This is a genomic window from Citrobacter sp. Cy070, from assembly GCF_030332245.1.
In the GTDB taxonomy this organism is placed as follows: Bacteria; Pseudomonadota; Gammaproteobacteria; order Enterobacterales; family Enterobacteriaceae; genus Citrobacter; species Citrobacter youngae.
Window position 1 is genome coordinate 51,400 of record NZ_JAOWIG010000006.1, and the last position, 23,744, is coordinate 75,143.

Consider the following 23,744-nt stretch of genomic DNA (forward strand, 5'->3'; position numbering starts at 1 on the left):
AATATAACAATGAAAAACAACACCTTATATGAAATATAATAAAAATATATCTATTTAATTAAATAAATATAAAAATATATTTGCATTTTGTTTATTTAATAATATATATTTCCTTTGTTAATTAAATAAAGGAGAACTAAAATGAATAAAACAAACTATCCAAGCCTGACTAACTATCTCGCCAAAACAAAAAAGAACGCAGATCTTTATAGATTATATAATCCACAATTTTCTTTTTTCTGCAAAAGTGACACTCAGGAGCAAAGATTTTATTTCGATTATTTCTCAAGACATATGGTCTCGAAGAGAAATATTTTAACCGTATTCTCTATCTATACATTCACCTCTTATAACATGAACAAAAAAGAGACAATAAAAAATTTCATACGATTTCTCAAAACGACGAATGAAAGTACATTCCATAATGCTTTTTCATTTCGCGGTGGTAACATTTTGTATGTAAGCAACAAAAACATGTTGAAAGAGATCTCATGGTTTTCACTCGCTCGAATTTACGAAGACATTAAAAAAATAAAGGAATATAAAACCAACCATGACAACTATATCAGATTAGTCGCTTAACAGAGGAGAAAAATTATGAATAACAACGCAATAAATGCATTACTCTCTTGTAAAACTCCAAAAGACATTCAGGCTTGCATTAATGCAGGCTCCGATATTAATACACTGGATTCGTTTGGAAGAAATATACTGTTTTACTGTAAAAACCCAAGAATGATTGACACTCTGGTTAAAGCAGGAATAGATTTTAACCATGCTGACAACTATGGTCACAATGTTTTGTTTAACCAGCGAAATCCTCACATACTGAAAAAATTGATTGATTCCGGCGTAGATATACACCACAAAAATGGTCTCGGCCAAACCTGTTTATGCTCGTTAGCTGATAATATATCCTGTTGCAAAACCCTGATCAATGCTGGAATTAATGTCAACAATGTGGATAAATGCGGAAGAACAATACTTTTTTACGTAAAAAATCACTCTATCTTTGATTTGATGGTACAGGCCGGTTGCGATATAAACCACAGAGATAACCAGGGTCACGGTATTTTTGAAATTTGCTATTCATTAGGCGATTTCAAAGCCAAAATGCTCATTCGTCATATTAGTATGAAGGATAGCAGTCCAGTAATTTTCAACTACCTCAACAGCGAAAGTCTGCAGATAATGGATTTGCTTCAGAAGAAAAACCTTAACTTTACTATCTCTGATAACTGCCAGGTTTATCTAAGTGCCAATGAAAATGAAATGAGCTCTTTCTTCAGTGAACTAAAGAAGAAGACAGATATCAGCAAAACACATTTTCGCCATATTGTACTGCGAGGTTATGATTTACGCGGGGACATTGAAACCATTAAATGGTTTATCCGCAATGACATCAAAATAGATAAAAAACAACTGGAACAGCATATTCGACATGATGAGATTTGTAAATATATAGCAGAACATGAGAGAAAGAAACTTAGCGAAATTATGAAACAAACAATCTCTTTAATGCCAGTAAAACGTAGATTGTAACCTCCGCCCCTCCTCACTGTCATAATGAATTTAATATGAACCCTATATTTACCCAGAGCAGATTACCTAATTAGCAATCTGCTCCACCTCTCTTATTTATAAATTTCGACACTGCCTTGACTTATTTTACCAATGCGCTAACTGTAGATCATGAACACATTTTAAAAAAGGTTAGATATGCATAAAAATGAAAGTAAAGAAGATCTATCAAGAAGCTCAAGAAGAGGTAAATTCCATACAGCAAAATATTCACCTAATGAAGTTCGAACTCACTGCGTCAGCGTTCGGTTAAACGAAGAAGAATTATCTATTCTCGATAGTAAAAGAGGCCCTTATAAAAAAGGGGAATGGCTAAGAATGGCATCCCTCAACAAACTCCCACCGGTATTACCTGAAATCAATCGTGAAGCATGGGTTAAACTCGGCAACCTTTCACAGGATTTAAACCGCCTGCTGAATCATCTCGACAGCAAAAGCCCTGACAGCGAACTGACCCGTACAGAACTCTTCGCCCTGCGCAGACAAATCAAAACTCTCAGGGATCACCTTATTCCATCAACCTTTCTGGAGCAAGACCAGTGAAAGGCATGCAGAAAATAAAGCGGGGTAAACAGTTTGCAGGTGTGGTTCTCTATAGCCTTAAGTCAGGATCTCACCACAAAATCACGCCTTATATTATCGGTGGCAACATGACGGGAAGCACTGCTGCTGAACTTATCAGTGAATTTGAAGGCACAAGACTACTGCGCCCCGGTGTCGCCAAACCTGTCTGGCATAATTCGATTCGCCTGCCAAAGGGAGAAACACTGTCAGTCAGACAATGGGCGGCATTCGCTGACGATTATATGACCCGGATGGGATTCACTGAAACCCATCTTCGCTGCTATATCATGCACGATGATTCGGACGGGCAGCATATCCATATAATAGCTAACAGAATTAACATGGTCGGTGGGAAGCTGTACCTTGGGAAAAATGAAAATCTTATCAGTACCCGGATTATCAGCGAGCTGGAGAAAGTCCACAAACTCACTCAAACCACATCTGCAATCAGTAGTCATAGTCAGGAGAAAAGAAAGCCTTCCCGCAACGAGCTGATGATGGCTGAAAGAACGACAACTCCCTGCCCCAGGTCCACTCTGCAGAGCCTGATTGATAATGCGTTAACCGGCCGCCCTGATTTGCTGACTTTTATCACTATGCTGGAAAAGGAAGGCGTGAACTGTAAACCCAATATCGCCTCAACGGGAAAAATGAACGGCTTTTCATTTCAGTACCAGGGCATTGCCTTTAAAGCGTCTCAGCTTGGAAAAAAGTATGGCTGGTCTTCTCTGCAAACACAGATTGATTTTACACCAGAGCACCTGGCTTTACTGAAAAAAGAGCAACAGCAGACTGTGCCAGTGCCAGTGCCAGTGCCAGTGCCAGTGCCAGTGCCATCATGCGAGCCTGAAGAACAGGCTGCAAACCGGGAAACGATTCTGGAGAAAATCCTTCAGCTTGAAGAAAAAATTCGTCTGGAAAGACAACAGGAAACAGTGGGTGTCATTCAACTCAGGAGCAAACTGCACAATACAGCTCGTCAGATACCCCGCCAGCGTCGTCTGCATTCGTGGCTTGTATTACTCGGCCATATTGTGGCACTTCTCAGGCGCAGGGGCATGTCTCTGTTACATGCCACTGCACATCCTTTCCACCAAATCCTGCACCTGCATCTTCTGACACCCTGTCATTCCATGACAACAAATCCCATTAAAGAACAATTAGTTAAAAACAACCCCCATCCTGCACCATAAGTTAAACAGTCCATACTTTAGTAATAGTCAACAAAATATTGATCGTTTATATAGATCGATAAACTAGTTATGATAGTTACAACCTATCAACCAAGATCCATCGATCGGTACAAGCAATTTTACTAAAGCGGATCATTCATCGAAAATGTTCAAAAATACATCACCTTAAATCAGGCCACGGAGTCATGATGGATAGTAAAACGATTAGCTGCCCCTTCTGCTTTACACAAAGCCCGTACGGCGTGCGGATTTGCAAAGGTTGCCATGCAAAAGTGGCCTATGGTGAAAGTCCGCTCAGTGTGGCATTCCTGTTTCAATTCGTGGCATTCGGTCTCGCCTGGTTAGTATTTTCATTGACCGGTAGCACTCCTGTCTCAGTCATTACATTTTTTTCCAGCGTCATTATTCTTATCTGCATAATTAAAAAGAAATATGCAGACAGAGTTGTTTTTATACGGTGATATTAATTTCGCACCACCGCAAACATAAAAAATTAATATGGGAGAACTTATGAACAGATTCATGATTTCTGTTTTTTTTATTTCTGCATTCCTTATTTCTGGTTGTTCAATATCAGGCAACCAGCATCTAAAAAAAGAAACATCACAAAGTCTGCAGTCGAAGATTATCAAAAATAAAACAACGAAATCAGAAATCATTACCGCATTAGGTGAGCCGGAAACCAAAACTACACTTGATAGTGGCAATGAAGAATGGACTTATTCCATGGATAACAATCAGTTTGATGCCACCACATTTATTCCCGTGATTGGACTGCTGACAGGGGGTTCACAGACGCAGGCCAAAACGCTGGAAATCGAATTTAAAGGCGAAACGGTCAGCAAGTGGACGTTCTCTGAAAACAACAGCAAGATGAAAACCGGTCTTATTCAATAACGTACTCTACAGTCTGGGATTATTTTATGAAAACATATGCATTTGCCACACTCATTGCGTCCATTTTTTTGCTGAGTGGCTGTACCGGTGAACCGTCTGAGCAGGATATTTACACTGCGATGAATAAGGTCGTGGAGCAGACGAATGCCATCGTTAAATCCATAGCAGGTAAAGATGTCCCGAAAGACGCACTGCGGGAATTAAAATCTGTCAAAAAGCATGACTGCGTGAAAGTATCGGATAAAAGCTATAAATGCAATGTGACGGCTATTGTCGATAACGAAAAGCGTACTGCTGCTGTAACCCTTGTCAAAACGGATGATGGCTGGCAGGTCGTTGATAAGTAAACCCACCGTAAAACCATCACGACAGGCGGGACACCGAATGGGTGGCCCTGCCTTTTTAATGCCCGGTAATGTCTTGCGGGAAACGACTGCTCTTATGTCACTCTGCCATACTCTGCCTTGCCCGGCGCATTTCCGCTGCCTCACAGCCTTTTCCTGACCACGGATCCTGGTGGTGTATAAGCCAGAGAACGTGCAATGCGTTTCTTTTCATACTGTGCCAGTAAATCAGCATAAATGTGCTCTGCTTCATCCAGATTGCCTGAAATATAATTCACGAGCGAATTCAGGCAATGCAGCAATGTGTCACTGTTAGCGAGTTGCCTGAGCAGAGGGGGCTTCAGGGTAGAAACGACACCCATAAACATCTGCATGATATTATCAACGTGATAACACGAATAGCGATATTGCGCCCGTGAATAAAAATACTTCAGATGATATCCAGCGAAAAGCACATAAAGTTTTCTGTAAAAATTATTGTTATTAACACTGTCGCGATGGTGTGTTATATATTTATCAACAACAAATATAAACTTTTCTTCCTGAGATGAAACACAAATATTACTCATAACCCTCTCCTTTTTTGTTTTTATAATTAAGTACTATCAGCTTTAAAATTTAAATCAATACAAAATTGAAAATATTTTATTTTAAAATGACAACTATTTATTCTGTTAATACTGGAAACAGCTTTCGCTGTTGCAATGTTGAGTCCGATCGATTGCATTACCACTTCCTTTTTTCAAAAGCCAGGTAGTTTCTAGATTTCAGATAAAACCCCTTCAGGAATTTTTTTGAGAGAGTGCTACGCACTGGCTCACGCCCCCGACGACAGATATATGTAGATTATTTTTACCCGTCAGATGAAAACCCAACGCTTAATCCCCCTTGCAGCGCCGCTGAGTGCCCTCAGCACTCACTCGCTGAAGCAGAAAGGATTTTTCCGAAGGGGTTCCGGCGTGAGCCGTATTAAGTTAACGGGTAAATCATGTAGTTGGATCCACTCTTTCGCTAAACTCAGCAGTCTGAATCCTGCGCGAAGCATATTTGTGCTGAGAGCTAAACCCAACTGTCTGAACTCCTGCGCGAAGCGTATTTCTACTGACAGTTAAACACTATAGCAATGTTCTGAAGCCCAGTGGCGCAACACACAGGTGCGCAGGCTTCACTTAAGGAATAATATTACGAAGGAAAATCAGCAATAGCAGTGTTTGTCAAACTGTGTACAATGGAATTTTGTGTCAGTCTAAAGCTAAATTTCGGTTTCTTGTTTCTTTATCACTCTTTTATCTTGCAAATTCAAAAAGAAAATTAATCAATTACATCAACAAGTTAAGATGTAATATTGGTTGTATCTTTCAGAACCAAAAATTATTAAGGACATAACAGGTGATGGTGAAATTTAGCACCCTTCGTAATAACTCTGACAACCCTTAATATTCCACTAAAAAAAATAATCACAGAGCAATAAATATAATATTTTTTAAATTTTTATTACTAAGAATATTGACAAACAAATTTAATATGCCATATCTGTTATCAGAATAATAAAAAAGGAGCCATTATGTCAAACACAAGTGTTATGTTAACTAAAGAACAAAAAGCAATTATTGCAGAAGCATTAGATGTTATGCCCGAAGATCTGGAAGAAATAAAAGTTAAAGCAAGTGCCTGTAAAAAGACATCCTTTCGTGACGATTTTTCGATGGTCTTTAAAGATAATACGGCCACACTCGCCCGAATGGATCTGACACCAACGGCATTCAGAATTGTTCTTTATCTTTTCTCAGCCATTGATTATGGAAATATTATCCCTGGCTTTTCACAGTCACGTACCGCCAGAGAGTTAGGACTGAATAAATCGAATGTTTCACGTGCATTCAGAGAATTATTTGAGAGGAAAATACTGATCCGTAATGCTGAAGATGGTCAGGTTTACCTGAATTCTAATTTATGCGTGAAAGGTATTCCTCATCGTTTCAATGAAGATCTGATGGATAAATTCAGTAAATCAAGACTTGAGACTGAAGACTTTGCCACTTCATTCAACTTTTATCGCGCAGGGCGAAAAACAAAGCCTGTAAAAAAATCCAGAAACAGATATCCAACTGACGGCATTCCATTTTAAAAGACATAACAGCGCTGGTGATTTTACTCCTGACACCAGCGAAAAATTTAACAAAATAAAGGATATCTTTATGAAACAAAGACTCCCTGCTTACCTTCACCAGAATAAATTATCAGATGAACAACGCAATCTGAACAATACTGTTCACAATGTGTTTTGGCTTCTCACATTAATCGCTTCATACACACCAGATAAAAGCACTGTTTACCTGAGTTTTCACCGTGCAACATCCATCGCACAGCAGGAAGAGATACATATCACACCAGCCCGATTTTATCAGGCCATCGATAAACTGATTGATACAAATGTTATTATGTGTACTGAGTTTAAATACCAGTATCGTTTAAACCCTGTATTTTTCAGTTATCTTAAATAAAACAAAGGGCAGAGAATGAAAGTTCAGGATATTCCTATCCTGCCATGCTTGCTATAGCAAAACCACATGACCACTATCAAAAGCACATAATTTTTATATATCATTGCCAGTAGGATTAAAATAAGAAGGTACAGACTTGTGCTGTCTGTACCCATGATAATTTATTACAGACTTTACACCTTTTTACCTGCGTTATTCTTTCTGATAATATTTTTTTCATTGACAAGGTGCTCAATACACATTCGTACTTCATCATTAATGGTAACATCTGTAGCACCCTCGACCAGTATAGAACACAACAAATAAAGAAGGACGTGCTCAAACTCTATCTCTTCGACTGGATCTACATAATTACGATAGGTTTCAATAGCCTCATACAAGCTATCCGGTGAAGTCACAAATGCACATACAAAATCTTTATCTTCCGGTACTCTGATTGAATTATTCATTTTAAATCTCCTGTACTTATTAATCTATAATGTCACGGTAAAAATGCCATCATAATTTTCACCAATGACTATTGTTATTACTTCTTAATACCAAAGCCTGACCTAATACTACTTATAAAATATCAGGCGGCCCTCTACTCATTGTTGAATAGCACCATTTATTTTTACACACCAAATTTAATACACTCATCATTAACCCCGTAATCAGGCTGCATTTTTACGTGAACGCTCAATTGCAGATGCGATCCATTCATCAACTTCGCTTTCGACAAATGCAATTGCACGCGAACCAATTTTTATTGGTTGTGGAAATAAACCTTCGTTGATTAGACGATAAATCCAGGCCTTGCCATAGCCGGTTCTGTTCATAACTTCTGGGAAGCGAATTAGGCGAGTATTTTGATTGTTCATTTTGTTTTCCCTTTGTCGTTGTGATGGGATCACTATACGAACAGTTGGGAAAAGATAGGAGCGAGCTTCCTAACTGCAGGGTTACGGTCTGCCCTGCAGTAGTAGACTTCGGGAATTCGAGATCAGTTAGAATCAGAGAGTTTCATCACATCTGAAACTCTCATGTTTTTCAGGTGGGGATTTCGGTTCATGAAAAAATTGAACTGCCTAATGAAGTCTATCGTTGCAGCTTTCATCGCAAGCGGACGATCTGAGTCTTTAATGTGATACCCTAAACGGGTAGTTGTTTCTTCATCTTCATCAGTATAAAGAAGCCGGGAGAGGCGATCATCTGAGATTCTTAGTTCTTTCCTTTTTGCCCAAAGTAAGATGTCCAGCATCGCAACCAACCTGTAATTTATGATTTTTTTAATGGTTCCGTAGCCGAAACGAACGATACCGGTTTCATTAACTTCCACTCCTTTTACCGATCTCCATTGTGGCAGGGCCGCTTTTATCGATTCGGCTATTTCATCGTCAGTACCACTACCAAGATCGATTTCAAGCAACACCGTTTTCTCACATAAGGGGGACAAGAGTTGTGACACATAAGCTTCGTGATGAGGCGCATTAACACAATATTCATCGTTTCCTTCCTCCCAAGTGAAAAGATTCACACTAAGGGCCATCACACTAAGTTCAGCAAGCCTGGTGATATCCGTGATAAAAATGTGTGGAGGACTGTAGAGAGTATCGTTAACTGTTGGATAATCGAGTTGTTTCCCTTTGAAAAGATGGGGGTTCCCACTGAAAATTTCAGTCATGTACACCCATAGCCCTTTCTTTTCTTCGTCAGTAGGCCCTGGCTTGTACAGAAGCGCTCTTGCCCAAAGTTCGTGATACAAGGCATTTAAACTGATGTCTTCGAGCTTGCGATAGTTATCTATGTCAAGCCAAGCTTTGATTTCTTTAGTATGCTCTGGTGACCAGTTTTTCAAAATTCAAATCTCCTGCCTTCTTAAAGATTTAAGTCATACGAATAGAGTTCAGTTAGTTTGAAAAAACTACCGTATTCACTAATCGATGAAAAGCAGTTCCTGCTTGCACGTTAACCTAGCCAGAAGGAAGTTGAACTGAGAAATTTGTTATCTTTTGATGCAACTTGCCAGGGTCTACGTCCTGTCAGGAGAGAAGAGGCAGGGATATGACCCGACTACGCCCTGCCTCTTACTTTACTCTGGGCGTATCTTGTCGTTGTTCTCGACCTGTTTGCCAGAAAACCCGGTGGGTGGCAATGAAATTCAATTCTCACCTGACAGCAAACTTACCATCAGAGCACTGGAAATGGCTTGGGAGCGCCGGGGGTCAACAACGGGTAAAAAGTGATCCACATACCGCCACCACCGAAGGTCTAATGTTGATCCACCTTGTTTACTCAGGATTAGCTTCAGCGACAACCCCGGCTTTCCGTTTTTGCTTCAGTCGATAGCCTTCTCCTTTTATTTGTACGACGTGTGTGATGTAAAATCCGGTTCAACATTGCCGATATAATGGTAGCATCTCCCACGAAGGTTTGGTCCTATAGTCCGGACGGTAGGTTACAGGCGTAAATTTACTGCAGGTGTTTCTGATGTATCCACGGGTGGTTTGTTGAAATTTTTATTCCGCACATCATGAACACCTTTCCCCAGTTGTTGCATTTCACAGAATTTCTGATATTTAATGACTTAAACATTTTTTCATGGGGGTGTTTATGGACTTAGTCATGTCCTTATTACAAAAGGGATTATTAGAAAAGGCATTAGACCTTGCCATTTCTGAATCATTCTTCAATGCAACGTCGCCTGATGGTATAAAGAATGCTTTAAAAGCTGGCTATGATATTAATGCTGTTAATAATAACGGTGACAATGCCCTTTTTAGCTGCAGAACCCTGGAAGCCATGGATTGCCTGCTAAGTTATGGAATTAATATACATCATATCAACGGACATGGGCAAAATGCGCTCTTTCATCAAAAAAATCCAGAAATACTGAAGAAACTGATTGGACTGGGTTTAGACACCTCGCATACGGATACTAATGGCTACACATGCATTTTTGAACATTACAGGAATGCTGAAGGACTGACAGAATTAATTAATGCTGGTTGTGATATAAATCACATCGATAAAAAAGGAAGAAATATTCTCTTCCTGCCCCTCTCCCCGGAAGTTTTATCCGTAGCAATAGATGCTGGATGCAATGTCAATCAAATTGATCATTCAGGGAAAGGGTTTATTGACAATGTATATGATTATGAATTACATGATATCATTCTTTCGCATATTGATAGATTTGACAGAAGAACGCTGCATGTAGATTTTTGTAATCTCGACTCAGCCTTTTTCTTGTATTACCTTTCTGAACATGGATTCAAAATAGAACTTAATAAAGACCATTTCACCATTAACAGTTACATTGGTGATTATAAAGAAATCTTATCCATACTTGATTTCATCAGTGAAATTCATGATATTCACTTCTATAAATACAAAGGCGGCCCTCTCTATAAAGATATCGACAAGCAAATTGTAAAGTGGATGATAAGAAATAAGCTCTTGGTTGATTTATCAAAAATAAATAAACACAAGGATTACGAAGAAATTAATTCATACAAAATCCGTCGCGAACAGAAAGAAATCTCCAAGCATTTAAAACCTGCTAAAAGTATATCTGTAACAGTTAAAAATGGCGGAAGATTGTGAGAGCTTATATGTGTGATTTATTCGAATTGTTTCAATATACTGCCTCAACATGAACAAAGAAATTCAGCATTAACTATATTGGGAATTACTCTATGAAACGTATGGTGCTAAGGGTCTGACGCCTCTGCCTGATGATGTGGAAGCAGCAGGCAATTTGAAAATATCTGCTCGTTGTTTAGTAAACTTGTCAATCATTACCCAAGTGATATTGGTTATCAGCACTCGTGCTGGATCACGGCACTTCTGAAAATAAAAACTAATGAGGTAAAGAATTGTCAGACGTATTCAGGAACTGCCCGTCGCTGATAGCCAGTATCAATGTCAAATCAGGTTCTGATCTCCTAATCGTGCTCTCGCGATCAGTTTTCATAGAAACAGTATCCTTTATGCTCAGAAAGGCATATACCCCTAAAGTAGCTCAGGTTTATCTGGTTGAGGCTAGGACGCGAAGCCATTGGGGAATCTGAAAAAAGTAAAGACTGTGTGATTTGTGAGCTTGATTGAATGCACTGTGAGCTCCCGCCGCTGGCGATATTGCTTAAACACCACCTGCAAATAGATCGATAGTCCCCACGAAGGAACGAGGGCATATGCCAGCTTACGTTGTTCGGGAACTTCTGCTTAGTGCCAGGAGCGGACGTTACACGTTGTTTCACACTAATCATAGTACTCAATTGAGATAATACATTTTTTATCTTATCCCCTGACTACGTATTATTTAGTCAGGGGAAGAGTCAAATCCATAAGATAAAATCTTCCATTTCATCATAGTTCTTAATAATGGCACGGACCTCTTTTTCATCATCGCTTAAGCAATCTAATAAATTATCCCATTCGCTTTGTTTTTTTCCAAATCCGTATACTTGCTCAATATCCCCTGACTTCCAAATATATATTCCATCACTCTTTAATTTATCATGAATTTTTTTGATTGAGGCTTTTACTTCATGATGATTACAGATTTTTATAAAGTCTTTGCTTGAACTGCTTTTTAGTGAGTCTATAGAAATAATGGGGTTAGTAAGTTGCAAGCTTTGTGGATCAGACAAATTGGTTAAAGATGAGAGTAATTCATCGCATTCACTACTTAATACTTCATTATGAGAGGTTGTCAGTAGTATTGATAGAAAATCGCAATCGGCAAGGATTCGCGTTCTTATACCTATTGAATTGATAACATTGGCCATTTTCAAAAGACTGCCTTTGCCATCTACAGCTACAATACTTGTCTTGGTAGGGTTGAGTTCATTGTTTCTAATTTTTTTATAAAGTGCGCATAAAACATTCGTTTCTGTTTTGCCCTCGACTAATAAAACTTCTTCTGAAAATAAGAAAAATGATGAATTAGATAAGGTAAATGCAGAGTGAAGTTGTGGTGAGGATGCCTCATATAATTCTTGTATTTTTTCCGAAATGGTTTTCCGGGCTATAGTACCTTCGGAACTTTTAAAGACCTGTATAGCATTGCAGGCATGTTTTGCTGAGAGCATGCTGGCCGAGTGAGTTGAGATGATGACTTGGAATCCAAGATCGCTTAAAGCAACCAGAGATTCTCTCACAGAGTTTATGGCAGATGGATGTAAGTATAACTCTGGTTCATCAATGAAAATAAGAGTGTTTGATTTTTTTGTATCATCGCTTCTTTTCTTAATATCAGCTAAATATTGAATCAAAGCCATCTGTATTGAACGCTGCGTACCATGGCCGAATCGGCTGATGTCTTGCATTATTGAGGAACCAGCTCGTTCTTCAAATACTTTCAAGGTTCCTGATTTGAATATTTCATCCAGAGTGGGGGTAGGAAAGTGTAGTTTCACACTCACATCGGGGAAAAACTGATTTACTTTCTGACTAACGCCACTGTCTATTTTGTTCAAACCATCTAACCTAGTAGAACCATCATGAGCAAGATATTTACCGATTTCCGAGATGTTTTCAGAGAATTTTACTTCATATTCTTTTTTTATTTCGCTAACAATTGCAGCTAATATTTTCGCGATTGTTGTACCGGCTTTATTTTTGGTTGCATCTTCTACAGCATCAGACATCGCAGGAATATGAATTGGTTCAGGGAAAAGATTCGAGATAGCGCCATCGATTCCACCAGGATTTTTTTTCCATGTGGTACCATCAAAAACCTCAAGTGTTTTTTTGACTTTTAACTTATCACCATCAACAACTTCTCTGTCCTGCTTTCTTGCAAACCTCAAAGTTTTATCTATGATGAATGGTGCAATTTTTTGCTGATTTTCTTCGCTAAGTAACGTCAGGGTATCATCAGTAATCCCTTCAATGACTCCCTCTACTCGCACTGGATTTTGTGGGTCGTACATATCAGCATCGCTTAGTAGGGAGCCATCTAAGAGCCATTTTATAGCCAATATAATATTTGATTTACCTGCGTTATTATAGCCGACCAATGCTGTATATGGCCTTAGAAAAGCTTCGGTGTATTTGCAAGACCTGAAGTTAGTTATTGATACTTTATTCAATCGAACTGTCATTATATTATCCTTGTTCTAATCTCATTTGGGTCTAACCAACAGTTGTTTCATCATAGTTTCTGCTTGAACTTTATCGATAATCTAACTTCGCGACCAAGGATACAATGAGCTGAATCACAGCCCGGTTAAAACGTCTGTTTTTCGCTCACTGAGGACCTTCAGCTCAGTCAGAACGTCCGCTTCGTGCCAGGAGCGGACATTGCTAAGTTCGGAACGTACTAAGCGTAGGGGCAGGTCAGGCTGGCCTCCGGTGGTCTGCGCATTTGTGCAATAATATTTTTCATGTGTGGCCAAAAGGGTGAGTTATGAAATTAGTTAATGTTTTTGAAATAAATCGTTTATATAGCTTTCGCTATGTTCTTTTTCATCTCTGTGGCTATGGAAGCGATCTCTTTCATCCTCATCATAATCGTAAGAGTCATAGAGGTGTGTAGACGCATCAACTTTACTATACATATATTCAATTTCATTGTCCTCAAAGGGCAAATCGTATTCATTAATTAAATCATGTAGCATGTCATATGCAATGTCATCAGCTTTAGATCTTTCGTCATAATCTAATGATTGAATTTTCCCTGTTCCAGATAAATGTTCGTCATAATTTTCATGCCAATATTCTTTGATATGTTCCATTAGTTCATGAGTAACTTCCTCTCCTTTTATTGCAGGTCGAAGATTGATTAAGTGTGCTAAGGGGAGGTAATCGTCATGGTTGAGGGTATATCTCCAACTAGACCTCATGGCATAATTTATAAAGTCAGAGATGAATTGATCTGAAAATAGACTTGGAGCATTTTTTACAGCCCATAACACGCACTCCCCAACTTCGTAATCGTAAGTGAGATATTCTTCTTCAATGTTTAAAAATAAGCTTGGGTACACCATTCTATTTTTATTGGTGGAGATTAGATTGGAATGTATGATCGAATGAAGGAGATGAATTGAGTAATCATTTAAGCATTTAAGATCAACAGCATTGAGTACTGACTCAAGCACTGAAATAAATACATCAGCACTGATTTTCCTATTGCTGTGCAAAGAGAATAAAGTGTTAATTGATTGATTTGTCTTAAGGGCTGAAAAGTAAAGTGCAAGAGAGGTTTCATCAGTAGCATAGCGATTGATGATATAGTCAGACACCGATGGGTTGAATGGTGTCAATCTTATCATTACATTTTTATTTAGCTGTGTCAGACTTCTATTAAGTGTTGATTTTATTGACTCTTTTATGTATTCATCTATTTTATTTACTTTGGAGTGAAAGTTATTTTTATATTTGATATTGAAAACACGCTTTAATGAATTTTTACACTCCCGTTCTTCCATGTTATTAGCATTAAAAACAACCAAGCAAACTAGATCAATGACTTCCTCACGTGTTTGATTATTGAAACAGTGCGACCAGATCATTTCTGGATTGTCTAATGAATTTTCGATATACGACCAAAAATTCGAACTGTCGATTCCTGATATTCTGTCGCTATCTGTAATAAACGATATAAGTCGTGGGTTAAAGTTTGGATGATGTATTATTTTCCAATAATTACGATTATCATAAAAAGTGTCAATGTACTCCTGTGGTAATGAACTATGCCAAACATGATTGTAAAGTATATCAGCCTTTTCTATATCAGTAAGATCTGATACATTTATCTCAATTTCTTTTTTTCCAATTTTTTCTATATTAAATATCTCACTGAGATTTTTAGCTCTGTTTAATATGTTGGTTCTTGACGTCAAAATCATCTTTTTGTTTTTGTCGGTAATGATTTTTTTAATAAACTGAACGATTTTAGAATCAGAGTTTCTAGTGAAAATTTCTAAAAGAGTAGCGCCGAGAAAATCATCAAAATAGAAAAATTGCTTTCTCTCTTTTAAATATATAGATTCTATTTCTGAAATTGATCCTTCAATGTGGTAAATTTCATAGTCGCGATTACAATGCATGAGCATCACTTGTTTTGCAAGAGTGGTTTTACCAACGCCAGGCAAACCAGTGATGATTACAACTTTGTTTTCATCTAAAATCTCTAAAGCTTTTTGTAATTGCTTGGTTTCGATGAATTTGTATGATTCTTTTCTCGCATCTTCAATCAGAAAGTTACTATTTTGAATTGCAGCATTATTTAGCAGACTCATTAAAAAATTTGTACTGGAAAGCCAAAGTTTGTAATGGTTCCGTTCTGTTTCGGGGTAAAGTGCTAAAAGATCATTGAGATGCTCAGGACCAATGATGTCATTATTGCTTAGAATGTAAGGGTTAAATAAATCGAAGATTTCTTTTTTATTAGCAGGGGATAAACCAACGCTTGTGATGAAAATGTATCGATTAGGTTTTAAGTTTTTAACTTTTGCAACTTCTTCGCTTTTAAGTTTACTTAATAATCCACTATAACCAGTTTTAACATAGTGTTTAACTTGGATTATTACTTCGCCAGAGTGATAAAAACGACCATCAATCCCACCATCTTTTCCTGATTTAAAACGCTCAATAAGCAGATTTTCTCTCTTGCTTAAGAGGTCCGTAGCTAGTCTTTCAAACTCTTCATTATTGAGTGCTCTAAAATCATAGTTTGTCATTGGAGTTCTTAATAAGTGGCTGAAAATGAAAGCAATGTTACATGGTGGAAAAATCAAAAAAAAGTGGAATGATGATAGATTGTTATATTCATAGAGTTCATAAGGATTAAATTGTGATTTAGTGCATGATTTTGCGCAAAATTGCACAATTTTTCAAGGTAACTAAAAGTTGTGCCGCGTCGTATATGGCGCAGCTTTGCTGCCTTTCAGAAAGAGCACAAAAATGGGGTCGTAATGTGCGCAGGCGAGGCGGGGGAGCAAGCGCGCGCAAAGGTGGACAGGTCACTGGTTCACTGCATTGAATGACTCTGTACCTCCGCAGACCTGCATTAGTCGTTACGCCGCTTGGCACTCGTCTTTGCCGCCCTTCAGAATATAGTACTGGATATTCTAACGGAAGGTCAGAAAGGAGCGTTTACCAAAGAGGATGGCGAGAAGGTCATTGACGAAACGGGGAAGCGGGTTAAGTAATCTGCCCACTTCAGAATATCGGACGCCTGTTTACACTATGTGGGCGTCCGGTTTTCGCTCACAGCAGACATTCAGTTGCATTCGTTCGTTCGCTCCATGCCAGGAGCGGACATTTAAAAAAAACGCGACCAGGTGCTTAGTTCGCAGTTTCAAAGGTCTTTTTTATTGAGCCATACGTACATGAGTTGGGCCAATTCATACGGTTTCTCCAGAGGAATAAGATGCCCACAGCCGTCAATATAAACAGCACAGGTGCCGGTTAGCTTGGCCAGTTCTTCTGCCTCCTCTTTTGAACGCAGCCGGTCATGTTCAGCTGCAATGACATAGGTCGGGCATGAAACTGGTTTTAACGTTATTCGCTCACGGTTTAGCCCTGACTGGACACTGAATGCATGTGCTCCCAGCCTTTTTCCCATGTCACGGATTTTATCAATAAGGGGCGTATTATCGGCAAGATCAGCGTGAAGCGACTTTCTAATTGCCATGGTGCTCAGTCCACTGAATGCTCTGGAGGAATGAGTAACCGCAGTCGCTATGCGTGTTTTTTTCTGCTCTGGTGAATCTTCTCTGAGAGAGGTAGCAATGAGAATCATAGCCGCTGTCCGTTCCGGAAAAGCTTCATAAATAGCTCTGGCTACGTAGCCACCCAACGAAAAACCTGCCAGAACAAAACGCTCAGGTAGTTTCTGGGCTATGTTGGCGGCAATATCCTGGATTGTTGTTCCCCCATTCAGGCTCACAGGAATAAAGCGTCTACTATCGGGAAATGCAGCGATAAAATCGTCCCATAATGTTTCATCAAGCATAAATCCTGGAATGAGTACAACAGGGAGGTTCTCTAGGTTATCCGGCAAGCTCATTTCTTGACTGCGGCTCCATTGCTATGGTTTCAGAATTGATAAACATAGCCTATTGCGGAGCATGAATACATTGCCACCTCGTTGAAGTCCGCTTCTCGCTCGTAGCAGACATGATGGTCACGCATCTTGTCCTCTGCGTGCCAGAAGCCGACGTTGGTTGAATAGAAAGTAGCTGCGATGTGTTTTCATTAACGCTGGCTACGTTAGAATAGCCTCGTTGAAAACGAATGAACTGGAGTGAAAATGTTTGCTGATTTTGGTGTCGTGAATTTCTGGACGTACCTGCTTGGTGCGACGCTGATAGTCCTTGTGCCTGGTCCTGAAAGAATGTTCGTGATTAAAACGAGCATTACCAGCGGCATAAAGCGGGGCTTCGCTGCAATATTTTCGATTCTGCTGAGCGACGTTATTCTGGTTCTGTTGGCATGGTGTGGGCTGGCGGCGGTCATAAGTTCAACCCCAGCCTTGTTTAACGCCATCAAGTACGCAGGCGCTGCTTATCTTTTCTATCTCGGTGTCCAGACATTACGCGCTATCTTTAAGCCGGCTGTCGAAACGAGTGAGGAAAAGAAATCTTCAGCTGATGCCGGGGGGATCATCGGACGCGGAATGTTGGTTACGCTATTGAATCCGAAGACGCTGCTGTTCTATATCTCTTTCTTCGCCCAGTTCATCAATGTTCAGGCTGAACACTCCTGGATGGCGTTCATCATTCTGGCAGCAGTAATGTTCGCAATTACTCTCGTTTATTTCGGCTTTCTCGTTTTCTGTGGCTCTTATCTGCTTAGCCGTCTTAAAGGCAACCGACGTCTTTCTGCAATCGGAAACGCGCTGGTAGGGATGTTCTTCATTGGATTTGCAGCAAGACTCGCAAGCGCAACTTCCTGAATGGATAGTTAAACCGCCGTGAGGCGGTTTTTTTACGTTCTTCCTGGGACGGGACGTCAGCTCCTCGCTCATAGCAGACATGAATACTCTGCTGATTGGCCGCTCCGTGCCTGAACGGGCGAGGTACACCATCTACTCAAACGGACAAGTTTATGGATCACTACAGTATTTGAGATAGAGCAGTTTTTATTGACCCCCTCAGTAATCAGACGCTAAATATCCCGCCACACTTACATTTAGTATGCCTATAGAGGGTGTTATTTTGAAGTCGCTAGGCATGTTGGAACCATGCGAGGTACTGTGGTTCTACTTTATGGTTCCTTTTTGGAACCCATAAAGAAATTAATTTAAACAAAAACATTAAATATCAATACACTATGATTAAAAGTACAGGGACGCCAGCCCACCAAAATCCTTCGAAGATGATTCCAGAGTCATCCGTAGAAGTCCTGAAAGCCCGCGCGGCACAAGCCCTGCGGGCTTTTTTGTGCCCGTTACAGACCGAGAACATCCAGCCAAATCCAGAGAAAATTGGCACCTATGCCGTCGTGCTTTCATTGTTTATCAGCGTTGCCAGGCGCTTAATCTGTTGTCCTTTGCTATCAAAATTACCCTCATCAAGCCACAGAGTGAACGCTTCGCGTAGCGCTGGGTATTCACTATCAATGATCGAATACCACGCGGTGTCCCGATTACGCTGGTGCACAACAACGGCCTGCCGGAATATGCCTTCAAAGGTAAAACCAAAGCGTGTTGCTGCCGCACGAGAAGGCGCATTAAGCGTATCGCATTTCCATTCAACGCGGCGATACCCCAGCCCCTCAAAAACATAGTCTAACAGCAGCGACATGACCTCCGTTGAAACCCGCGAACGTTTCATGCGTGATGAATAGGTCACCCAACCCACTTCTATTACACCATTCGATGCATCAATGCGCATAAGTGCCAGCGTGCCGACAGCCTGCATGCTGGCCAAATCGATTACGGCAAAATGCATGGGGTCGGTCTGCGCCGCAATCTTCGTTAAATAGCTTAAGAAAGAATCAAAGGTCGTGAATGGCCCTGTCGCGAGATAGGTCCAGTCGCGAGAGTCAGGCGTATCGCAATAGGCGTCATAAAGCGTCTTTGCGTGGCGTTCGACGTTAATACGCTCAAGTTTGCAATAACGACCGGTGATCTGCTGAGCCGTAGGAAATCGCGCACCTTGCCAGTCAGGTAACGCTAAACCAACGGGTTGCTGGAATTCATTAAACATGGATGACATGCTATTTACCTCTCATAATAGAGTGTCAAATGACTGCAGAGTAAGAGACAACTGACAGGGTAAAAAGAACCACAATGGATGTTTTTAACAGATCCACATGACGATGCTATACCGAACATCAGCACCGTATTGCTTATCCGCAATTAAAAAATGCCGGTCATGCCACTGTTGTGGAAATAAGAAATACTGACATTATTACGTGCCATCGCTATCAGCATCAAAGCGACGCTACATGGCATGGGCAAGACGACGAATACCCTCAACAATAACCTCTGGCGGGTGATTCGCAAAACCGATCATAATCCCCTGCCGGGAGATATCACCATGATAATAATGACTCAACGATTGAATCCCCAACCCCAGCATTCTGGCTTTCAGTTCGACCTCATCTCCGGTCAACCCGGCATGCAACCAGCAGACAATATGCACCCCAGAATCAGAAGGCTGAACGGTCATTTTATCGGCAAGATAGCATTGAATAGCATTGACCAACGCCGTTCGCCTCTCGTAGCATGCCTTGCGAACCCGTCGTACATGGCTGGCGTAATGTCCTTCTTCAATAAAACTCGCCAGTACCGCCTGCTCAAGATAACTGGAGCCAATATCGGAAAAATATTTTGTCACGATAAACTGTTCTTTTAATCCTGGCGGAACAACTAAAAAACCTAAACGAAATTCTGGGTACATCATTTTTGAAAATGTCCCTGAATATATTACCCGCTGATGCTGATCTAATCCCTGCAAGGCTTGCAAAGAGCGTGCGGCATAACGAAACTCACTATTGTAATCATCTTCAAATATCCATGCCCGGTTAACCCGAGCCCATTCCAGTAGCTCAAGTCGTCGGGATAAACTGAGTGTCCCGCTAAGCGGGTACTGATCGGAAGGAACAACATAGGCCAGTTTCGCATGAGAGAAATGATCAATGCCGTATTGAACATTCATTCCTTCGCTATCCACCGGCACAGGTCTCACAATTGCCCCTGTTGACATAAATACCCCGCGCGCACCTTTATAACCAGGGTCGTCCAGCCAAACGTCATTTCCTTTTGTAAGCAACGCCCGGGCAGTAATATTTAACGCCTGCTGAATACCGTTTACGATAATTATCTGATCTTCACTACAGTTAACCCCTCGCGTTGTTTTCACGTAGTGACAAATTGCTTTCCGTAAGGGATAAAAACCGCAGGGGCTGGTATGAGAGCCGAGTTGATGCCGGGATTGTCTCCAGACTCGTCCCAGTAACTTGCCCCATAATGAATGAGGAAAGAGATCGGTACAGCCCACACCGACGGCAAACAGACGGTTCATTTCACGCCCTTCAACATCGCCAGACCATAAACCACGAACGGATACGATATCCGCATTTAGCTGCCCATCAACAGGCAGTTCATCCCCTTGCTGTAATTCAGGATAGAGACCGCTGATGCTGCGGTCAGGAAGACTTGGCGTGACAAAGGTTCCAGCGCCTTTGCGCGTCTGAATATACCCTTCGTCTAACAGCCGGTCATAACCCGCAATTACCGAGTTCCGTGAAATTGACATCATCTCGGACAGTCCCCGGGTTGAGGGTATCTTTGTCCCTGGCGGCAAACGGCCTTCTACGATTGCGTTGCGTAGCGCATGGTACACCTGTTCCTTAATAACGCCTTGCTCTAAAAAAAGCTCCTGAAATAAAGGTGCACTATTTTTTTTCATTGCACTCACTCTTACGTTAAAAGTGGATCCTGGAAATATTTGCAAAGTGTCTCTTTGCGGTGGCTTACGCAATATTTAGGATAACCGCCATAGAAAACCACTCTGACTAAAATTATCAGGAGACCTATGAGTAACCAAAACACAACTGCGCCGATTACTATCGAACCCGTCACCCAGCAAGACTACGCGGGCTGGCTACCGCTTTGGATAAATTACCAGATTTTTTACCGTACTGAAATTTCAGACAAGGTCACACAATTAACCTGGGGGCGTTTTCTCAATCCTGTGGAGCCTGTTTTCTGTGCTGTCGCAAAATCTGACGGTAAAATTGTCGGTCTGGTACATTATCTCTTTCACCGCTCAACCTGGGCGGAGTCTGATTATTGCTATCTGGAGGACTTATTTGTTAGTGAAGAAACCCGGGGCAAACACATCGGCAAGCAGCTTATCGAGTATGTTCAAAAACACGCCCGCAAGCGCCATGCGGCAAGATTATACTGGCACACACATGAAACAAACCTCCGCGGTCAGCGCCTTTATGACTGGGTTGCCAGCAAGAGTGGGATGATCGAGTACCGTATGTAAAATAAATAATACCCATTTAATCGGGTAGTTCTATGTAAACATCCCCCCGTACTGTACCTTCATTTTTCAACACATCGTCTGCGGCTCTGTTTCGCAAAGCCGCAGAATCCGAAATCATCAGATTTCTGAGACCAAATACCCGCTACGCTAAAAAGTGATATATTCATATATTTTAAACTTCCCATCAATAAACAAACATTAATTTTCAAAACGTTGCACATATCCTACTGCTCATGAGTTTTATTTTCACATAAAATGTCCCTACACTTGTTTTGCATCTCTATATTGCCGGAGCGACCTCTAAACAAGCCGCCGGGTTGCATCGGTGCGGCATGAGATAATATATCAGTAAATATACTTTCGCATACTTTTGGGTGATATCAATTTGGCTAACTGGCGATCTGGAGATGTTTGAGGCGCTGGGTAGTAAAATAATAGTGTAACCAGGCGGGATGTTTTCCCAACATTAACGCGTTACTTTCACACATAAAGGAGAAAAACAGGGTGCCGGAATAGCAACTTACGCAGCCCTGGCTTTGTCATAGTCTCCTGTTTTATTATTAATAATTAACCCTGAAAATATCGAGTGACAATGCAATTGTTCTAAATGTAGTTCATCCACCAAAGAGATATATAAAATAGCCAGAGTTTTAAATCACCTTGACGCCTATACAAATTGTTACCCTAATAACAATGTTATACGCACCTATCCCGACCCGGGAGAAATAAAAAGTAAGACATCTTATTTTTGCAGTTTAAAAAAACTACTATTGTTTTTCTTAGAGAGAGCGATTAAAGGTTTAATTTAACAGCATAACTGTAAATCCTGTGGCTCTGGAACAGCAGAACCACAGGCGTTTGACACTAATCAGGCTTTACTGGGTATTGCACCTACGGCATGCGAACCTTTTACGGTCAACGTCACCACGGCGGAACATAACAGTGCGGCGATCATAAAGATAAATGCACTGTTGTAACTTCCGCCGCTGCTTTGGATAAGCCAGCCAATAATCGGCGCAGAAACCACCCCCGCCATCTGACCGCCAAAGTTAACAATACCGGAAGCCCGCCCCATGATATTGCTGGGGATGGTATCCATTAAAATGCCCCAAAATGTCGCCATGGCAAAAAACATAAACAGCGCAGAGATACACTGATAAACCACCGCCATATCCGCGCTGCTGACGCTGAAGGTCAGATACAGGAAGCCCGCCGCAATAACCGACGTCACGACATACAACGTCTTGCGCATCGGTTTGAATTTATCTGAGCAATATCCGCCGATTAATGTCCCACCCGCGCCAAACAGGAACGGAATTGCCGCCATCACCCCTGTCTTCGCCAGTGAGAATTCACGCACGGTAATCAGGTAGCTTGGCAACCAGGTTGAAAACCCCCAGAAGGTGATATCAAACAAGAACCAGATACTGGCCATCTGCCAGAGCACCGGCATCTTGAGCACGTCTTTAAACGCGATAGCGCTCGTATTTTGCAGGCCGCCCTGATCGTCAGCGGCTAAATCGGCCAGATCCTGTTGCGTAATCGCAGGATGATCTTTCGGGTTGTCACGTGTGAATAAGTAGATACCCGCAGCAATAAACAGGCCCGGGATCCCCAGCACAATAAAGACCATGTGCCAGCCAAACGCCCCGATAATACTTGCAGCGACCACCACCGCCAGTGCGGGGCCTAAGGTATTTACCGTTGACTGAATTGCTGTAGCTCGACCGCGTTCTTTCGAAGGGAAATAGGTGGAAATCATTTTCCAGGAAGCTGATGGGAAGCACCCTTCGCCAATACCGAAGAAGAAGCGAACAGCCAGCATCAACGGCAGCGTTAATACCGCACCGGTTAAGCTGGTGAAAACTGACCACCAGGCAATACCAATAGCCATAATTTTACGTGAGCCAAACTTATCCGCCAGTAAACCACCGGGGATTTGGAACGCGGCATAACCAATGAAAAAGGCGCTAATAATTAAACCTTGTTGAGTTGTATCAAGATTTAAATCTTTGCCGATATAAGGCAACGAAACGCTCATGACCATTCTGTCGAGGAACGAGAGTAGCCATGCCAGCCAGATTAATGTCAGGACGGTATATCTTGCTTTCCAGGTCTTGGGTTTACCTGAAGGTAAAGATGTTTGTAGGTTCATTGTGATGTCCTTGGGGTGTAGTGATCTACCGCGGCCATAAATGGTCGCGATAGATCCATGCGTGTTTAGCG

General features: G+C 41.0%; 22 protein-coding genes and 3 pseudogenes. 14 read left to right on the plus strand and 11 right to left on the minus strand.

Annotation, left to right across the window (positions count from 1 at the left end; genetic code table 11):
• The first annotated feature begins 141 nt into the window (after positions 1 to 141).
• The 7 genes from OGY19_RS24390 (at position 142) to OGY19_RS00335 (ending at position 4,582) form a co-directional block, all read left to right on the plus strand.
• Entirely contained in the window at positions 142 to 582 is a 441-nt protein-coding gene (locus tag OGY19_RS24390; RefSeq protein WP_001044498.1) for a hypothetical protein, read from the plus strand.
• A 15-nt stretch (positions 583 to 597) separates the two neighbouring features.
• Entirely contained in the window at positions 598 to 1,542 is a 945-nt protein-coding gene (locus tag OGY19_RS00310; protein WP_021554038.1) for an ankyrin repeat domain-containing protein, read from the plus strand.
• 177 nt (positions 1,543 to 1,719) lie between these two features.
• Positions 1,720 to 2,124 (plus strand): hypothetical protein, encoded by a 405-nt coding sequence (locus OGY19_RS00315; RefSeq protein WP_012139001.1) that lies wholly within the window; start codon positions 1,720 to 1,722, stop codon positions 2,122 to 2,124.
• Positions 2,121 to 3,338 (plus strand): relaxase/mobilization nuclease domain-containing protein, encoded by a 1,218-nt coding sequence (locus OGY19_RS00320; RefSeq protein ID WP_016246256.1) that lies wholly within the window; start codon positions 2,121 to 2,123, stop codon positions 3,336 to 3,338. The genes OGY19_RS00315 and OGY19_RS00320 overlap by 4 nt, the downstream gene beginning before the upstream one ends.
• A gap of 188 nt (positions 3,339 to 3,526) precedes the next feature.
• Positions 3,527 to 3,799: a hypothetical protein gene (locus OGY19_RS00325; protein WP_016246257.1), complete on the plus strand. Its 273-nt coding sequence runs from the start codon at positions 3,527 to 3,529 to the stop codon at positions 3,797 to 3,799.
• Positions 3,800 to 3,848: 49 nt separating this feature from the next.
• Complete coding sequence (locus tag OGY19_RS00330; RefSeq protein ID WP_016239769.1) at positions 3,849 to 4,235, plus strand: SEN1984 family lipoprotein; 387 nt, start codon at positions 3,849 to 3,851, stop codon at positions 4,233 to 4,235.
• A gap of 26 nt (positions 4,236 to 4,261) precedes the next feature.
• Positions 4,262 to 4,582, plus strand: coding sequence for a hypothetical protein (locus tag OGY19_RS00335; RefSeq protein WP_016246258.1), 321 nt, complete (start codon positions 4,262 to 4,264; stop codon positions 4,580 to 4,582).
• 140 nt (positions 4,583 to 4,722) lie between these two features.
• Here the strand turns inward: OGY19_RS00335 and OGY19_RS00340 are convergent, their stop codons facing one another.
• A complete protein-coding gene (locus tag OGY19_RS00340) occupies positions 4,723 to 5,148 on the minus strand; it encodes a hypothetical protein (protein ID WP_016246259.1) in 426 nt (141 codons plus the stop codon).
• Between the two features lie 995 nt (positions 5,149 to 6,143).
• Here OGY19_RS00340 and OGY19_RS00345 point away from each other — a divergent pair.
• Positions 6,144 to 6,707 (plus strand): helix-turn-helix domain-containing protein, encoded by a 564-nt coding sequence (locus tag OGY19_RS00345; protein ID WP_032298277.1) that lies wholly within the window; start codon positions 6,144 to 6,146, stop codon positions 6,705 to 6,707.
• A gap of 70 nt (positions 6,708 to 6,777) precedes the next feature.
• The gene (locus OGY19_RS00350; protein ID WP_112016340.1) at positions 6,778 to 7,083 is read left to right on the plus strand and encodes a hypothetical protein; all 306 of its coding nucleotides are present in this window, start codon (positions 6,778 to 6,780) and stop codon (positions 7,081 to 7,083) included.
• Positions 7,084 to 7,256: 173 nt separating this feature from the next.
• Here OGY19_RS00350 and OGY19_RS00355 read toward each other — a convergent pair whose 3' ends face one another.
• The 3 genes from OGY19_RS00355 to OGY19_RS00365 all read right to left on the minus strand — a co-directional run bounded on the left by OGY19_RS00355 (position 7,257) and on the right by OGY19_RS00365 (position 8,920).
• Positions 7,257 to 7,532 carry a hypothetical protein gene (locus OGY19_RS00355; RefSeq protein WP_001065761.1) on the minus strand — a complete coding sequence of 92 codons (276 nt, stop codon included), beginning with the start codon at positions 7,530 to 7,532 and terminating at the stop codon, positions 7,257 to 7,259.
• A 204-nt stretch (positions 7,533 to 7,736) separates the two neighbouring features.
• Positions 7,737 to 7,943, minus strand: coding sequence for a helix-turn-helix transcriptional regulator (locus tag OGY19_RS00360; RefSeq protein WP_032298274.1), 207 nt, complete (start codon positions 7,941 to 7,943; stop codon positions 7,737 to 7,739).
• A 122-nt stretch (positions 7,944 to 8,065) separates the two neighbouring features.
• Positions 8,066 to 8,920: a DUF6387 family protein gene (locus tag OGY19_RS00365; RefSeq protein ID WP_016246264.1), complete on the minus strand. Its 855-nt coding sequence runs from the start codon at positions 8,918 to 8,920 to the stop codon at positions 8,066 to 8,068.
• A 240-nt stretch (positions 8,921 to 9,160) separates the two neighbouring features.
• Between OGY19_RS00365 and OGY19_RS00370 the strand changes: the two are divergent.
• Positions 9,161 to 9,287: pseudogene (locus OGY19_RS00370) on the plus strand (IS3 family transposase); the annotation flags it as partial.
• A gap of 66 nt (positions 9,288 to 9,353) precedes the next feature.
• On the opposite strand, the pseudogene OGY19_RS00375 reads toward OGY19_RS00370, so the two are convergent.
• Positions 9,354 to 9,501: pseudogene (locus OGY19_RS00375) on the minus strand (ATP-binding protein); the annotation flags it as partial.
• A gap of 186 nt (positions 9,502 to 9,687) precedes the next feature.
• On the opposite strand from OGY19_RS00375, the gene OGY19_RS00380 reads away from it, so the two are divergent.
• The gene (locus tag OGY19_RS00380) at positions 9,688 to 10,668 is read left to right on the plus strand and encodes an ankyrin repeat domain-containing protein (RefSeq protein WP_232101137.1); all 981 of its coding nucleotides are present in this window, start codon (positions 9,688 to 9,690) and stop codon (positions 10,666 to 10,668) included.
• A gap of 734 nt (positions 10,669 to 11,402) precedes the next feature.
• Here OGY19_RS00380 and OGY19_RS00385 read toward each other — a convergent pair.
• Entirely contained in the window at positions 11,403 to 13,172 is a 1,770-nt protein-coding gene (locus OGY19_RS00385; RefSeq protein WP_016808123.1) for an ATP-dependent nuclease, read from the minus strand.
• Between the two features lie 315 nt (positions 13,173 to 13,487).
• Positions 13,488 to 15,752, minus strand: a complete 2,265-nt coding sequence (locus OGY19_RS00390) for an nSTAND3 domain-containing NTPase (RefSeq protein ID WP_182944990.1) — start codon at positions 15,750 to 15,752, stop codon at positions 13,488 to 13,490.
• A 329-nt stretch (positions 15,753 to 16,081) separates the two neighbouring features.
• On the opposite strand from OGY19_RS00390, the pseudogene OGY19_RS00395 reads away from it, so the two are divergent.
• A pseudogene (locus tag OGY19_RS00395) lies at positions 16,082 to 16,223 on the plus strand (arsenate reductase); the annotation flags it as partial.
• Between the two features lie 149 nt (positions 16,224 to 16,372).
• Here the strand turns inward: OGY19_RS00395 and OGY19_RS00400 are convergent.
• The gene (locus OGY19_RS00400; protein WP_229837704.1) at positions 16,373 to 17,029 is read right to left on the minus strand and encodes an alpha/beta fold hydrolase; all 657 of its coding nucleotides are present in this window, start codon (positions 17,027 to 17,029) and stop codon (positions 16,373 to 16,375) included.
• A gap of 297 nt (positions 17,030 to 17,326) precedes the next feature.
• Between OGY19_RS00400 and leuE the strand changes: the two genes are divergently transcribed.
• Complete coding sequence (gene leuE, locus OGY19_RS00405) at positions 17,327 to 17,971, plus strand: leucine efflux protein LeuE (RefSeq protein WP_181631215.1); 645 nt, start codon at positions 17,327 to 17,329, stop codon at positions 17,969 to 17,971.
• 538 nt (positions 17,972 to 18,509) lie between these two features.
• Here the strand turns inward: leuE and OGY19_RS00410 are convergent.
• Complete coding sequence (locus OGY19_RS00410; protein ID WP_115601619.1) at positions 18,510 to 19,235, minus strand: GNAT family N-acetyltransferase; 726 nt, start codon at positions 19,233 to 19,235, stop codon at positions 18,510 to 18,512.
• A 228-nt stretch (positions 19,236 to 19,463) separates the two neighbouring features.
• Positions 19,464 to 20,933 carry a MocR-like pyridoxine biosynthesis transcription factor PdxR gene (gene pdxR / locus OGY19_RS00415; RefSeq protein WP_115601618.1) on the minus strand — a complete coding sequence of 490 codons (1,470 nt, stop codon included), beginning with the start codon at positions 20,931 to 20,933 and terminating at the stop codon, positions 19,464 to 19,466.
• A 126-nt stretch (positions 20,934 to 21,059) separates the two neighbouring features.
• Here pdxR and OGY19_RS00420 point away from each other — a divergent pair, with 126 nt between their 5' ends.
• The gene (locus OGY19_RS00420; protein ID WP_048212960.1) at positions 21,060 to 21,518 is read left to right on the plus strand and encodes a GNAT family N-acetyltransferase; all 459 of its coding nucleotides are present in this window, start codon (positions 21,060 to 21,062) and stop codon (positions 21,516 to 21,518) included.
• An 868-nt stretch (positions 21,519 to 22,386) separates the two neighbouring features.
• On the opposite strand, the gene OGY19_RS00425 is transcribed toward OGY19_RS00420, so the two are convergent.
• Positions 22,387 to 23,673, minus strand: a complete 1,287-nt coding sequence (locus tag OGY19_RS00425; RefSeq protein ID WP_048212961.1) for an MFS transporter — start codon at positions 23,671 to 23,673, stop codon at positions 22,387 to 22,389.
• Positions 23,674 to 23,744 lie beyond the last annotated feature (71 nt).